Source organism: Sphaerisporangium sp. NPDC005288 (genome assembly GCF_040607475.1).
Taxonomy (GTDB): Bacteria; Actinomycetota; Actinomycetes; order Streptosporangiales; family Streptosporangiaceae; genus Sphaerisporangium; species Sphaerisporangium rhizosphaerae.
This window is the reverse complement of record NZ_JBEXGT010000005.1, coordinates 124941-139362: the sequence shown is the minus strand read 5'-3', so window position 1 is coordinate 139362 and position 14422 is coordinate 124941. Positions and strand designations below refer to the sequence as shown.

Here is a 14422-nt window from a genome sequence, read left to right as displayed (position 1 = left end):
TATTGGAGGCGCCATGCCGGTCCACCGTCTCAACCACGCCGTCCTGTACGTCCGCGACGTCGAGCGCAGCGTCGCCTTCTACCAGGAGGCGCTCGGCTTCCGCGTGGTCATGGGCTTCCCCGGCGCGTCCTTCCTGCAGGCCCCCGCGTCGAACAACGACCACGACCTCGGCCTGTTCCAGATCGGTCCCCAGGCCGGGGACTCAGAGGCGGGGCGGGCGACCGTCGGCCTCTACCACCTGGCCTGGGAGGTCGAGACCCTCGACGACCTGGAGGAGATCGCCGCCAAGCTGCGCGACCTCGGCGCGCTGGTCGGCGCCTCCGACCACTCCACCACCAAGGCGCTGTACGCCAAGGACCCCGACGGCATCGAGTTCGAGGTCTCCTGGCTGGTGCCCGCCGGGCTGCTCACGCCCGAGACGATCGCCGGGCGATCGAGCATCAGACCGCTCGACATCGCCGGCGAGAAGCGGCGCTACGGCGGCGACACCCGCGGCGGCGTCGGCATCTCCACCGCCGCGGCCCACTGACCCGCCGCATCCCCTACGGTTCCCACGTCCACAGGGGCCCGCTGACCGGCCGCATCGCCTACGGTCCCCACGTCCACCGCGGCCCGCTGACCGGCCGCATCGCCTACGGTCCCCACGTCCACCGCGGCCCGCTGACCCGCCGGATCGCCCGCGGGCCCCGCGTCCGGCGCGGTCAGCGCGCGTTGCAGGGTGAACGCCTGGTGCAGGTAGTCCCTGGCCAGGTCGGCGCGACCGGCCGCACGGTGCAGCTCGCCGAGCATCCGCGTCGCGCTGGCCTCCCCGCTGCGGTCGCCGAGCCGCCGGAAGATCGTGCGTGACCGTTCGAGCTGCGCCGAGGCGCGCACCCGCTCACCGCGGACCGCGCGGCGGTTGCCGAGGCTCTGCATCGCGTACGCCGCGCAGTGGCAGTCGCCGAGACTCTCGAAGATGTCCAGCGCCCGGTCCTGGTAGGAGGTCGCCCGGTCGAAGTCGGCGGCCAGGTCGTGCAGCCGGCCGAAGTGGTTGAACACGCAGCCCTCGCGGTGGCGGTCGCCGATGGCCCGCGCCAGCCGCAGCGCCTCGTCCAGCCACCGCGCCGCCGCCGCGAGGTCGCCCGACTCCAGGCACACCTTGCCGATGGCCTGCCGCGCGTACGCCTCCCCCGCCGGGTCGCCCATGCCGAGGAACATGCCGAGCGCCTGCCGGAACCGCCTGAGCGCCCTGAGCCGCTCGCCGCGGATCTGGTCCACCGCGCCCAGCCCGCAGATCGCGATCGCCTCGCCCCTGCCGTCCCCGAGCCGCCGGAACAGCTGATAGGACCGGTGGAACATCTCCGCCGCCTCGGCGTACCCGTCCTGGTACAGGTACACCTGGCCGAGACCGCGCAGCAGCGCCGCCTCGCCGCGCGCGTCACCCTTGGCGCGCACCGCCTCCAGCGCGATCTCGTGGGTCCCGCGCCAGGCGTCGTAGTGCCCGCGCAGGTCGAAGTAGGGCACCAGGGACGCCGCCAGGCCCCACGCCGAGTCGGCCATGCCCGCGTCGGCGGCCAGCCGCACCGTCCCCACCAGCGCCTCCCGCTCGGTGTCGAACCACGACAGCGGGTCGGCGCCGATCTGCCCGACGGTGGCGTCGGCCGGCTCCCAGCGGGTGGCCGTGGGCGACATCAGGCCGAACACCGTGGTCGGCAGCCGCGCGGTGGCCCGCTCGGCCACCGCCAGCCACGCCCCCACGACCCGGCCGAGCGCGAGCCCCTGCGGGTCGGCGTAGGCCTTCTCCCGGGCGCCGCAGCGGATCAGGTCGTGCAGCCGGTACCGCGGCCGGCCGGCCGGGTCGCCGCCGACGAGCTGGAGCAGGTTGGCGTCCACCAGGTCGTCCACCACCTCGTCCGCGTGGTGCCGGTCGAGCGCGGCGTCGATGACCCAGGCGGGCAGCGAGCGCGGGCCGAGCAGGCCGAGCGTCCGGAACGCCCGCGCGGCGTCCTCGGGCAGCAGCCGGTAGCTCCGCTCCACGCTCGCCCGGACGGCGAGGTCACCGACCCGCAGCTCGCTCAGCCTGCGGGCCTCGTCCTCCAGCCGCCGCTCCAGCAGGCGCAGCGGCCACCCCGGCCGCGCCACCAGGCGCGCCCCGGCGATGCGGAGGGCCAGGGGCAGGTGGCCGCACGACCGGGCGATGGCCGCCGCCGCGTCCCGCTCGCGCTCCAGCCGCTGGACGCCCACGATCTTGCCGAGCAGTTCCTCGGACTCGGGCGGCGTCAGCACGTCCAGCTCGACCTGCAGCGTCCCGGGCAGCTCGGTGATCCTGCGCCGGCTGGTGACCAGCACCGAGCAGCCGCCGCCCGGCAGCAGAGGACGCACCTGCGCGGCGCCCGCCGCGTCGTCCAGCACGAGCAGGACGCTGCGTCCGGCCAGCAGCGACCGGTACAGGGCCGAACGCTCGCGCACGCCGGCGGGCAGCGCGCCCTCGGCCACGCCCAGCGCGCGCAGCGCCTCGGCGAGCAGGTCGTCCGGGTCGGCCGGCGCGGGGGTGGTGCCGCCCAGGTCTAGGTACAGCTGCCCGCCGGGGTAGCCGTCGCGTACCGCGTGCGCGCAGTGCACGGCCAGGGCTGACTTGCCGACCCCTGGCGGTCCGACGACCACGGTGATCGCCGGCGGGCCCGCCGCCCGGTCCGGCGCGAGCGCGTCGACCAGCGTGGCGACGTCCGCCGTCCGGCCGGTGAAGTCGGGAATGTCGGGCGGCAGCCGCCACAGGGACGGCTTCCCCGTCACCTCGGCGACCCGCCCGCCGGACGGCTCCCCGGCGGGAGACGGGACGCCCGCCAGGACGGCGGCGTGGGTGCGGCGCAGCTCGGCGCCCGGCTCGACCCCGAGCTCCTCCACCAGCCGGTCGCGGACCGTGGCGTACGCGCGCAGCGCCTCGGCCTGGCGTCCGCTCCAGTGCAGGGCGAGCATGAGCTGCCGCCACAGGCTCTCGCGGAACGGATGCTCGACCAGCAGGACGCGCAGCTCGCCGATCGCGGCGGTGTACTGCCCGAGGGACACCCGCAGGGCCAGCAGTTCCTCGGCCGCCGTGAGCCGGGTCTCGGCCAGCGGCGACAGGCGGCCCTCCCACAGCGGGCTGCCCGGCAGGTCGTCCAGCGGAGTGCCCTGCCACAGAGACAGCGCCCGGCACAGCAGGTCCGCGGCCTCGGCGGCGCGGCCCTCGGCCCGCGCCCGGCCACCCTCGGCGAGAAGCCGCTCGAAGGCGAGCAGGTCGAGGTCCCCGGGGGACACGTCGATCACGTAACCGGACTGCCTGGCCCGGATGACGGCCCCGCCCCCGCGGGACACCGGCTCCCCTGCCGACGACTCTCGGGCGGGCCCCCCATCGGCCGCGGCGGGCGCGGCCTCGGCGAGGGCGGCGCGCAGGGAGCTGACGTAGGTCCGCAGGTTCTCCACCGCCGAGCGCGGCCGGCGCTCCGGCCACAGCACCTCGATCAGGTGGCTGGCGCCCACCACGCGGTTGGCGTGGAGCAGCAGAGTCGCGAGCAGCATCCGCGGTTTGGTGCCGCCGAGGCGTACAGGCCGTCCGCCGAGCCGTACGTCCAAAGGTCCGAGAACGCTGAATGTGGGCCGATCAGTCGTCATGCCCGCCTGCTCCTTTGAGACTCTGCACCCGCTTCACCGGGTCGGTCACTCAAAGCTCCGGATCTCTTTGTATCCGTTTTGGACGTTTCTTATACGGCTTATCCGGACGCTGTACGCGAAGCGAAGGGGCCGAGCCTCCGACACCTCGGACGGTCCTTCGGAGTTTCCTCCCGAGTATCCCGAAACCGGCCCCGCCGAGCCGTCGTCGGCGCCACCCGCCGGAACTGCGAGAAAGGATCCGCATGAAGCTCAGAGGATTGTTGACGGCGGGCGCCGCCCTGCTGCTCAGCCTGGCGGGAGGCGTCGCGCTGGCCCCGGGCGCGAGCGCCGCCGGTCCCCGCCCGAACTTCCAGATGCCCTTCCCCTGCAACCAGTCGTGGAGCGGCAACTCCAGCGGCAGCAGCGCCCACCAGTCGTGGGAGATCGACTGGAACCGCGGCAGTACTGCGGACGCCGACTACGGCGACACGGTGGTCGCCGCCGCCGCCGGCACGGTGGTCATCTCCGCCCACCAGGGATCGACCAACGGCTTCGGCAACCTGGTCAAGATCGACCACGGGGGCGGCTGGTCGACCTACTACGCCCACCTGAGCCTGCGCTCGGTCGGCGTCGGCGCGCAGGTCTCGCAGGGGCAGAAGATCGGCGAGGTGGGCAACACCAGCAAGCCGGGCAACAACATCTCGCCGCACCTGCACTACGAGGTGCGCACGACCGACACCTCCTACCCGGCCAACATCCAGAAGGCCGTCTTCAACGGCGTCACCTTCGGCTACCCCGCGCAGACCCTGACCTCGCACAACTGCTCCGGCAGCAACAACCCCTACTCGCCCGAGGAGGTCTGCGGCAGCGGCTACAGCGTCATCGACTCCGCCGCCCTCGGCAGCGCGGGCAGGGTCTACCTGCTCTACAACACCTCCAGCGGCAACAACTGCGTGACCACGATCAAGACGGCGTCGGTCGGCTCGGCGACCACGACCTCCGCCTATCTGGAGGTCCAGGGCAAGAGCCGGGTGACCGACTCGGGCGCCTTCGCCTACTACGCGGGGCCCGTCCGTGCCTCCGCCTCCGACACCTGCGTGAAGTGGGGCGGCAAGGCGGGTTCCTCCGCCTACGACAGCCCCTTCGAGCACTGCGGCTGACCGGACGCCGGCTCGGGGGCTCAGGGGCCGGTCCGGTGACACCGGACCGGCCCCTTCCGCCCGCACGGGCAGCCGGCCTGGAGGCGGATCGGCGAGGTCGGACGGCCCGTCGAAGAAGGGCCGCGGACGACGGGTCACCGGGTGCGCACGGCCCACCGGGTGAGCGCGGGGACGGGCGCGGAGCAGGCGAGGAAGACCACGGCCATCAGCAGCCATCCGGTCGCGCCGAGCCCGGTGAGCGCGAGCGTGAACACGGCCGGCGCGAACATCTGCACGGTCGCGGTCGCCGCCTCCGAGGCGCCCTGGTAGGCGCCCCGGGCGTCCTCGCGCATCAACTCCACCGACAGGCCCCAGCCGCCGCCGACGTACCCCAGCTCGCCGGCCACGTGGAACAGCGCGGCGAGCGTCACCACCCCGATCGCCACCGCGCCGGCGCGCCCGGCCGTGGTCGCCAGCAGCACGCAGCTCACGGCCAGCGACCCGCCCGCCCAGACCACGGTGCGCGCGGCCTGGGCGGTGGTGCCGGTGAACCGGGTGACCAGGACCTGCAACGCGGCGATGCCCACCGAGCTGATCACCACGACCGCTCCGCTCAGTGACAGGGGCAGGCGCGTGAAGTTCGCGATCCACAGCGGCAGGCCGGTCGAGAGCATCGCCCAGCACAACGACAGCACCGATGTGGCGCCGATGACGGCCAGGTAGGGGCGGTCGCGCAGGACGACCTGGACTCCGCGGCGAGGCTCGCGCGCCGCGCGCGGCCCCGGCGGCGGGGCGATGGTGGCGGTCAGCGCCGCCAGGACGGCGAAGCTGAGCACGTTGCCGCAGATGGCGGCCAGGTAGGCGGACGGCCGGTCCGCCGCGAGCACCACCGCGCCCGCGCCGGCGCCAAGCGCGTATCCGGCGTGCTGGGCCACCCGCTGCCGGGCGAGGGCTCCCACCCGGCGCTCGGTGCCGGTGACCAGCTCCGCGACCAGGGCCGTGCGGACGGCCGAGGCCCCGTTGGCGGGCGCGACGAAGACCACCGTCACAACAACGAACGCCCACGGCGCGCTGACCTGCGTGTAGGCGGCCATGGCGGCCCCGCGCAGGAGGGTCACGGCGACGAGGATGGCGCGCGGGTCGTACCGGTCGGCCATGGCGCCGAGCGGCATCGCCGTCAGCAGGCCCACGCCGCCGGCCGCGGCCATGGCCAGGCCCACCAGGGCGGGTGACAGATGCAGGATGCGGGTGAAGTACAGCGCCCAGATGGTGAACCACAGGCCGTCGCCCAGGGCCGAGATGCCCCTCCCCCACAGCAGCCGCCGCAGCCCGGCGGTCTCGGCGGCGGCCTGCGTCGCCGGCGTCAGCACCATTCCACCAACCACCCTTCACGAATCGCTTAAGGGTGAATGTAACGACCCACGGGCCGTCCGGACAACCACCATTCAGGACTTGGTGAATGGTGGTACCGTGCAACGGGGAGGGACGATGAGCGGCGGATGGGTCGACGCGCGCGAGCCGGTGCTGGGCTCGGTCGTCTCCCTCGCGCGCGAACTTGCCGACCCGGTGCGGCTCACCGCGCTCCAACTGCTCTCCGCCGAGGGCCCGCACACCCTCAGCCAGCTCGCCGACGTCCTCGGCGTCTCCGCGCCGCGCATGAGCAACCACCTCGCCCGCCTGCGCGCCGCCGGGCTGGTCACCGTCGAGCACACCGGCCGCCACGCCGTCTACCAGGTCGCCTCACCGGGGCTCGCCGACGTACTCACCGCGCTGGCCCGGTACGCGCACGCCGATCTCGCCGTACGCCCCGGCCGCCCCGCGACCGCCGACGACATCGCCCACACCTGCTACGACCACGCCGCCGGCCTGCTCGGCGTCGCGGTGTTCGGCGCCCTCGTCGAACGCGGCGCCCTGCGGCCCCCGGACGGGCGCGACAGCGCGCTCACCCTCGGCGCCGACGCCGGCTTCCTCGCCGATCTCGGCGTCGACCTGGACGCCGTGGACGCCCGCCGCCGCAAGCTCGCCACGGCATGCCTCGACCGCGTCCACCGCCTGCCTCACCTGGGCGGCGTCCTGGGCAAGGCCGTGCTCGACGCCTTCGTCGCACGAGGTCTCATCGAACCGCGCGAAGGCACCCGCGAGCTCACCGTCACCTCCCGCGGCGCCGCCGTCCTGCCCGCCCTGCTGCCCGCCTTCACACCGGGGACCGCCCCGGCGAACTCCTCCTGAGCCGCCACACCGCGAGCAGGAGCGACGCGGGCGCACCGAGTCGCGGACCGAGTCGCGGACCGAGTCGCGGACCGAGTCGCGGACCGAAACCCGGGTCGGAACCGGCCCCAAGAGGAGGCCAGGTCATGGAATGACGCATATAGTGGTGCCGTCCGCATTGGTGGACCGACCTAGGAGGTGAGCCCCATTACCGCTGTACCCGGTTGGGCGCTCCCTGCTCCAGGTCGTGCGATCCGCACGGTGTAGGTGAGCCCGGGAGCGCCCGCGAGGCATCCCCGAAAGGCTCACATGTCGGCTTCACCGTCGCACCGCTCCCCTTCCCCCGTCGTCGCCCCCTCCACGGCCCCCCTCATCCCCGGCCCCGCCGGCGCCGCCGCGCGTCCAGCGACCGCTCCCGCACCTTTGGCCGCCGGGCCGGCCGCGGGCCGTGACCCCGTCTCGGCGGTGGCCGTCGCGGCCCGGCTGCGAGCGGCGGGATGCGTGTTCGCCGAGGACGAGGCGAGCCTGATCCTCGCCACGGCCACGACGCCCGCCGGCGTCGCCGCCATGGTGGACCGGCGTGCCGCCGGGCTGCCGCTCGAACACGTCCTCGGCTGGGCGGAGTTCCGCGGACTGCGGGTGGCCGTGGACCCCGGCGTCTTCGTCCCACGCCGCCGCACCGAGTTCCTCGTCGACCAGGCCGTGACCCTCACCGCGCCGGACGCGGTGATCCTGGACCTGTGCTGCGGCTCGGGCGCGCTGGGCGTGGCGCTGGCCGTGACGGCGCGGCGCGCGGAACTGCACGCGGCCGACATCGACCCCGCCGCCGTGGCCTGCGCCCGCCGTAATGTCGCCGCGGTCGCCGCCCGGCTCGCCGGGCCTGCCCGGGTCTACGAAGGCGACCTCTACGCGCCCCTTCCCCCCACCCTGCGCGGACGCGTGGACGTCCTGCTGGCCAACGCGCCTTACGTGCCCACCGACGCGATCGACCTGCTCCCCGCCGAGGCCCGTCTGCACGAGGCGCGGATGGCGTTCGACGGCGGCGCCGACGGCCTCGCGGTCCTGCGGAGGGTGGCCGTGGGCGCGCCGCTCTGGCTGAGGCCGGGCGGGCACCTGCTGTTCGAGACCAGCGAACGCCAGGCGTCCCGGGCGGTGGAGACCGTCGAACGCGCGGGGCTGCGCGCGCGCGTGGCCGCCTCCGACGAGTACTCCGCCACCGTCGTCATCGCCACGAGGCCGCCCTCCTGACACCCCACGGCGCACCGGTCGCGGACCGGCGGCACGCCGGTGGGACCGGCCGGCCAGAAGGAGCGGGCGAGGTCAGGCGCGGACGGCGGGGAGGATGACCTCGTCCAGGACCACCTGGGCGGTCGGCTGGTCGGGGACGTTGTACTGCCCGGCGTTGACCGCGACCACCAGGTCCAGCGGCGATGACACGTACAGGCGCTGGCCGCCGTTGCCGAACCCGCCCGTCCAGCCGTCGCCCGCGTACCACTGGTAGCCGTAGTGGAAGCCCTCGTCGATCCGCACGTGCGGGCGTGTGGCGACCTCCAGCCAGGACGCGGGCACCAGGTCCCGCCCGCCGTCGAGGACCAGCCGCCCGACCTCCAGCAGCGCCGGGGCGGTCAGCCGGAGGCCGGAGGCCGCCAGCGCCACCCCGTCGTCGCCGGTCGACCACTCGAAGGAGGTGACGCCGAGCGGCTCCAGCAGCCTGGCGCGGGCGTAGTCCTCGATCTTCGCCCCGGTTCCCTTCTCGACCAGCCTCGCCAGCAGCGCGGAGGCGCCCCCGCAGTAGGTCCACCGCGTGCCGGGCTCCTCGGCGACCGGCCGTTCCAGGATGTACCGGTAGCGGTCCTGGGCCATCTCCATCGCGATCTCGCTGTTGGCGGCGCTGGTGTAGGGGACGTTCTCGTTCCACTCCAGGCCGAGGGTCATGGTGAGCGCGTGCCCCACCGTCAGCGCGGACCGCCGTGGGTCCTCGGCCAGGTCGGCGTACTCGGGGAAGTGCCGCAGCAGCGGCTCGTGCGGCTCGGGAACCCGGCCGTCGGCCAGGGCGATGCCGTAGAGCAGGGAGACGATGCTCTTGGTCACCGAACGGACGTCGTGGAGGGTGTCCGGCGTGAACCGGACATGGCCGAGCGGCTCGTTCAGGAGATGGTCCTCGCCCTCCCCGTAGTGCTCCAGGATCACCTGGCCCCGGTGGACGGCGATGACGGCGTGCAGATCGGGAACCCGTCCCTGCTCGACGGCCCGCGCGAGGCGGCCGGTAAGTGTCTCACTGCTCATCGGGCAGTTCTACGCCATTCTCGCCGAATCCCGCCAGCCTTCGAGTTCGCCGTACGCAGGGCCGCTCGCCGTAGGACGGCGCCGACTTCGCCGTACCCCCGACCCGCCGACCCGGCGCCGCTCAAGTGACCCTGCGACCGGACAGCCAAGCCGACAAGCGCGCGTCCGGGGGGCCAAGCCGACACGTACGACCCCCAGGACAGCCAACCCGGCGCGTACGGATGTCAGCGGAGCCGAGCCCGACGGGTACGGGCGTGGGAGTTCGCGGCGTCAGGCTGTTCCGGGTTCGATGAGGCCGATCTCGTAGGCGAGGATCACCGCGTGTACCCGGTCGCGCAGGTACAGCTTGGCCAGGATGTTGCTGACGTGGGTCTTCACCGTCTGCTCGCCGATGACCAGGCCGGCCGCGATCTCGGCGTTCGACCCTCCCCGTGCCATGAGCTGCAGCACCTCGCGCTCTCTGGGGGTGAGCGTCCCGAGGACGGCGGGGGCCTTCTCGGGCGGGCGCGGACGCCGGGAGAACTCGCCGATGAGCCGCCTGGTGACCGAAGGGGCGAGCAGCGCCTCGCCGGCCGCGACCACGCGCACGGCGTTGACCAGGTCGTCCCGGCGCAGGTCCTTGAGCAGGAAGCCGCTCGCCCCGGCCCGCAGCGCCTCGTAGACGTAGTCGTCCAGGTCGAACGTGGTGAGCATCAGCACTTTGACCGGGTAGGCGACGCCCGGTCCTGCGAGGCGGCGGGTCGCCTCGAGCCCGTCCATTCTGGGCATCCGGATGTCCATGAGCACCACATCGGGCCTGAGCCGCTGAGCCGCCGAGACCGCCTCGGCGCCGTCGGCCGCCTCGGCCACCACCTCGATGTCCGGCTGCGCGTCCAGGATCATGTGGAACCCGGCCCGCACCAACTCCTGATCGTCCGCGACGACGACCGTGATGCTCACCGCGTCCCTCCGATCGGCAGCCGCGCCGCCACCGTGAAACCGCCGTCCGGGTTCGGCCCGGCGGCGAGCTCGCCCCCGAACAGCTGCGCCCTCTCTCGCATGCCGGCCAGGCCGTGCCCCCGCGCCACGGCCTGGCCGAGTCCTTCCGCGCCGTCCCCCGCGCCCCGTGCCGCCCTTCGGTCCGACGCGACCGACCCCCTTGCCACACCGCCATCCAGCAGGAGACGCCCGCCCGGCGCGACCGGCCCCCGCGCCGTACCACGACCGTCCAGGACAGGAGGCCCGCCCGGCGCGACCGTTCCACCGGCCGCAGCGCCGTCCAGGACGGAACACCCCTCCGACGCGACCGGGCGTCCACCGGCCGTGTCGTCGTCCGGAACGGGACGCCCGTCGCCGGATCCGCTGTCGCGGACCTCGACGCGCAGGTCGTCCTGGTCGTACCCAACCCGCACCCGCACTCGTGTGTGGCCGGCATGCTTGAGCACGTTGGTCAGCGCCTCCTGCACGATGCGGTAGGCCGACAGGTCCACCCCCGCCGGCAGCGGCACCGGATCGCCCTCCACCCGTAGCGTCGCGTCCAGACCGGTCCTGCGCACCTGCTCGACCAGCGCGGGAAGCTCCGCCACGCCGGGTTGGGGGGCGAGGCTCGGTCCCCCGTCGCCGGTCTCCTCCCTCAGCACGCCGAGCAGACGGCGCATCTCCACCAGGGCCTGGCGCCCGATGCCGGAGATGGTGTCGAAGGCCCGCCCCGCCGCGAGGCCGTCGCGTTCGGCCGCGACCGGACCGGCCTCGGCCTGCACCACCATCATGCTGACGTGGTGGGCTATCACGTCGTGCAGTTCCCGCGCGATGCGGGCCCGCTCGGCGGTCACCGCGCGCCGTGCCTCGAAGTCCCGCTGGCGTGCCAGCCATGCGGTGCGCGCCTCCAGCTCGGCGGTGTACGCGCGGCGGATGCGGGCGCTGTCGCCCAGGACCCAGGCGCTGCCCAGCGACAGCACGCCGAAGGCGAGGTCGAGCGCGTCGCTGTCGGTCCCGGGGGCGAGGGCGACCGCCATGACCGCGCCGCCGCTCAGCACGCCGATGGCCACCGACCAGCGCCGGTTCTCACACCACGCGGCCATGCTGTAGAGGGCGACGACGCCGCCGATCGGCACCGGCGTGACCAGGTCGGGCAGCGGCGTGGCCCCGTACACGGCCGATCCCACGCCCACTGCGAGGTTGACCCAGAACGGGTGGCGCCGGCGCCAGGCCAACGGCAGGGTGATCAGCAGCACCAGCACGACCGCCGCCGGGCCGGGCGGCGGCATGTGCTCGGCCCGTGCCCGCAGCACCAGGGCGAGCAGCGACACCGCCGCGAGCACCCCGCCGAGCGACGCGTCAGCGACCGGCGGACGCGCCCCGGCCCAGGCCGCGGACAACGATGATCGGCTGATTGCCATGCGGCAAGTATCCGTTTCGCGCCCGGAAAAGACCTCCCTCGCAAGAGGGATCAACGACCGCCGGATCCCCTGCGCCGGGGAGGGGCGATCTGGGCGGCGCGGGGGATCCGGGTGGAAGGGGCGGCGGCCTACGGTCCTGGTGTCCTCGGCGTCCGCGCCGTCCTCGCGGCCCTCAGGGAGGCTCCCGATGTCCAGCCCAACCCCCCGCCCCGGCACGATCATCCCTTCCGCCCTCACCGCATCTTCGCTCCCGGCGACCGGCGTCCCCGCCCGCCCCCTGACCGACACAACCCCCGCCACCGGATTCGGCGCGCCGCTGAGCGTGAACCCGCTGCCCAGGAGCGGGGTCGCGGCGCTGTTCGGCCGCGCCCGTGCCGCGGCCCGCGCCTCGTGGGACGAGGCTCCCGGCTACCGGCGCCTGGCCTACGTCACCGGGGCGATCCTGATCGCCATCGGGCTCGGCCACGCGGTCCTGTGGGCCGTGATGGGCGGCACGGCGTCCGGCCCGCTGTCCTGGCGCAAGCCCGTGACCTTCGGCGTGTCGTTCGGCATGACCACGGCGACGCTCGGCGCGGTCGCCGCGTACCTGCCGGTGCGCCGGTGGATCGGCTGGGTGCTGTCGGTCCTGCTGTGCTCCTCGGCCGCCGGAGAGGTCGCCTACATCTCCATGCAGCACGCCCGCGGCGTCGCCTCGCACTTCAACGAGACGACGCCGCTGGACAAGGCCCTGTTCCAGGCCGCGGGGTGGGTCATCGGAGGCATGGTCCTGGTCATCGTCGTCATGGCGGTCGCCTCCTTCGTCCGCACGACCGCGCCCGCGCCGATGGCCTGGGCGCTCCGGGCGGGGCTGGTGGGGCTGGTGACGGCGCTCGCCGCCGGCGCCTGGATGATCATGCACGGCGACGCGCTGGTCGACGCGGGCGCCACGCCGCTCACCGTCTCAATGACGACCTACGGCGCCGCCGGCGCGATGAAGTCCGCGCACGCCGTCCCCATGCACGCCGTCCAGGTCCTCGGCGTCATCGCGTGGCTGCTGGGACTCGGCGGGCTGTCCCGGCGCCGTCAGGTGTGGCTGGTGGCGATGGCGATCGCCGGGTACGCGGGCCTGTTCACGGTGCTGGTCCTGCGCACCGTCGCCGGGCTGCCGCCGTTCGGCCTTGATGCCTCCGCGCCGGCCTACCTGATCCCGGCCGGGCTGCTGGCCGGCGCGGGCATCACCGCCCTGGCCCACGCCTCCCGTGCCATGGCAGCGGACGCGGCCCGCTCCTAGAGACCGGCGGACACGCGACGCGCTCCAGCGGACGGTGCCCGTGGCAGCGGCGGTGGCGGCGCAGGTGGCGGCGCGAATGGCGGGGGCGGGGCCCGCCGGGGAGGCCGGACGCGGCATGAACGGGATTCGGATTGTCATGCGTCCGGCATCGCCCCGTTGCCCAGGCATCAACCGGGCGTCGAGTAAGGCTGTCAAGTTCGGGCCGAAGGTTGCCTCCCAAGCCCGAGGAGACCCATGTACCGACGCTCCGGCCTCATCATCGCGACGTCGCTCGCCGTGCTGGCCGCGACCGCCCCGGCCTCCCCGGCCACCGCCGCCTCCCGGACCATCCCCTCCGATTCCGGTACCACCGCCACGGTCTCCGGCCCGGCCGCCGCGGTCCTGAAACCGGCCTCCGCGGCCTCCGCGGCGTCCGCGAGCGTCGTCACCGTCGCCCACCGCGGCGCGTCCGCGGACGCTCCGGAGAACACGATCAGCGCGTTCAGGCTGGCGCGTGAGCAGGGGGCCGACATGTTCGAGCTCGACGTGCAGGAGACCAGGGACCACAAGCTGGTCCTCATGCACGACACGACGCTCGCCAGGACCACCGACGTCGAACGGGTCTTCCCCGGCCGGGCGCCCTGGCGGGTACGCGACCTCACGTTGGCGCAGATCCGGAAACTGGACGCCGGCTCGTGGTTCGCCGCCCGGTACAAGGACGAACCCGTGCCCACCCTCGGCGAGACCCTGCGCGCGATGGACGGCGGCGGCCTCGGCCTTCTCCTGGAGATCAAGGCGCCGGAGCTCTACCCGGGCATCGAGGCCCGCGTCGCCGCGGAGCTGCGGCGCGAGGCGTCCTGGCTGGAGCCAGGACGCCTGGTGGTGCAGTCGTTCGGCTGGGCGTCGATGCGCGGGTTCCATCGGATCATGCCGCGGGTGCCGATCGGCCTGCTCGGCACGCCGTCGACCACACAGCTCCCGGGACTGGCCCGGTTCGCCCGCCAGGTCAACCCCCCGTACGGGAACCTGACCGCGCGGTACGTCCGCCGGGTCCACGACCAGGGCATGGAGGTCTTCGCCTGGACCGTGGACGACGCCGGGACCATGCGCCGCCTGATCTCCTACGGGGTCGACGGCATCATCACCAACCAGCCGGGCCTCGCCGAGGCTCTCACCCGCGCCTCGGCCCGGGCACGAACGACCCCGGCCGCCATCAGGAGCGATCAGGGCGCCCGTAGACGATCGCCCGTCCCGGCCGGCCGAGAGATGCACCCGATCGAAGAACTCTGGGCGCACGCGCGCGATCAAGGCCCGGAGAACAGGCGGCCAGATCGACGTAGTGGGATCGAACCGACGTGATCAGGACTCGGGGACGGATGGACAGGACGACGCCCCTGAGAAACAGGCGGCCGGGTCTGCGGTCGGGGGCCGAGCCGGAGTTGATACACGGCTGAGCGGTCGCGGATGCGCCGTCACGGCATCGCGGACACGCGCCTCGCCCAGGGTTGCCCCGGTGGGCCGGTACGGCACACCGGTTCTCCCCGAGGTGGTCC

11 protein-coding genes are annotated in these 14422 nt (G+C 74.1%); 6 read left to right on the top strand and 5 right to left on the bottom strand.

The features are described from left to right. Positions 1-13: 13 nt before the first annotated feature. Entirely contained in the window at positions 14-529 is a 516-nt protein-coding gene (locus ABZU32_RS07150; RefSeq protein ID WP_354918335.1) for a VOC family protein, read from the top strand. Here the strand turns inward: ABZU32_RS07150 and ABZU32_RS07145 are convergent. Next, the gene (locus tag ABZU32_RS07145; RefSeq protein WP_354918332.1) at positions 475-3630 is read right to left on the bottom strand and encodes a BTAD domain-containing putative transcriptional regulator; all 3156 of its coding nucleotides are present in this window, start codon (positions 3628-3630) and stop codon (positions 475-477) included. The two genes, ABZU32_RS07150 and ABZU32_RS07145, sit on opposite strands and share 55 nt — an antisense overlap. Before the next feature lie 242 nt (positions 3631-3872). On the opposite strand from ABZU32_RS07145, the gene ABZU32_RS07140 reads away from it, so the two are divergent. Continuing rightward, positions 3873-4769, top strand: coding sequence for a M23 family metallopeptidase (locus ABZU32_RS07140; protein WP_354918329.1), 897 nt, complete (start codon positions 3873-3875; stop codon positions 4767-4769). Positions 4770-4903: 134 nt separating this feature from the next. On the opposite strand, the gene ABZU32_RS07135 is transcribed toward ABZU32_RS07140, so the two are convergent. Beyond that, complete coding sequence (locus ABZU32_RS07135) at positions 4904-6121, bottom strand: MFS transporter (RefSeq protein ID WP_354918326.1); 1218 nt, start codon at positions 6119-6121, stop codon at positions 4904-4906. A gap of 115 nt (positions 6122-6236) precedes the next feature. Here ABZU32_RS07135 and ABZU32_RS07130 point away from each other — a divergent pair, with 115 nt between their 5' ends. Both ABZU32_RS07130 and ABZU32_RS07125 read left to right on the top strand, forming a co-directional pair. Continuing rightward, on the top strand, positions 6237-6977 hold the full coding sequence (locus ABZU32_RS07130; RefSeq protein WP_354918323.1) for a metalloregulator ArsR/SmtB family transcription factor: 741 nt from the start codon (positions 6237-6239) through the stop codon (positions 6975-6977). Positions 6978-7265: 288 nt separating this feature from the next. Next, positions 7266-8204 (top strand): putative protein N(5)-glutamine methyltransferase, encoded by a 939-nt coding sequence (locus ABZU32_RS07125; protein ID WP_354918320.1) that lies wholly within the window; start codon positions 7266-7268, stop codon positions 8202-8204. Between the two features lie 72 nt (positions 8205-8276). Here the strand turns inward: ABZU32_RS07125 and ABZU32_RS07120 are convergent, their stop codons facing one another. The 3 genes from ABZU32_RS07120 to ABZU32_RS07110 all read right to left on the bottom strand — a co-directional run bounded on the left by ABZU32_RS07120 (position 8277) and on the right by ABZU32_RS07110 (position 11620). Further along, positions 8277-9242: a serine hydrolase gene (locus ABZU32_RS07120; RefSeq protein WP_354918318.1), complete on the bottom strand. Its 966-nt coding sequence runs from the start codon at positions 9240-9242 to the stop codon at positions 8277-8279. A gap of 270 nt (positions 9243-9512) precedes the next feature. Then, positions 9513-10181, bottom strand: coding sequence for a response regulator transcription factor (locus ABZU32_RS07115; RefSeq protein WP_354842700.1), 669 nt, complete (start codon positions 10179-10181; stop codon positions 9513-9515). Beyond that, complete coding sequence (locus ABZU32_RS07110; protein WP_354918315.1) at positions 10178-11620, bottom strand: histidine kinase; 1443 nt, start codon at positions 11618-11620, stop codon at positions 10178-10180. Before ABZU32_RS07110 ends, ABZU32_RS07115 begins: the two co-directional genes overlap by 4 nt. A 187-nt stretch (positions 11621-11807) precedes the next feature. Between ABZU32_RS07110 and ABZU32_RS07105 the strand changes: the two genes are divergently transcribed. Continuing rightward, positions 11808-12890 carry a hypothetical protein gene (locus tag ABZU32_RS07105; protein WP_354918313.1) on the top strand — a complete coding sequence of 361 codons (1083 nt, stop codon included), beginning with the start codon at positions 11808-11810 and terminating at the stop codon, positions 12888-12890. 234 nt (positions 12891-13124) lie between these two features. Further along, a complete protein-coding gene (locus ABZU32_RS07100) occupies positions 13125-14228 on the top strand; it encodes a glycerophosphodiester phosphodiesterase family protein (protein ID WP_354918310.1) in 1104 nt (367 codons plus the stop codon). Positions 14229-14422 lie beyond the last annotated feature (194 nt).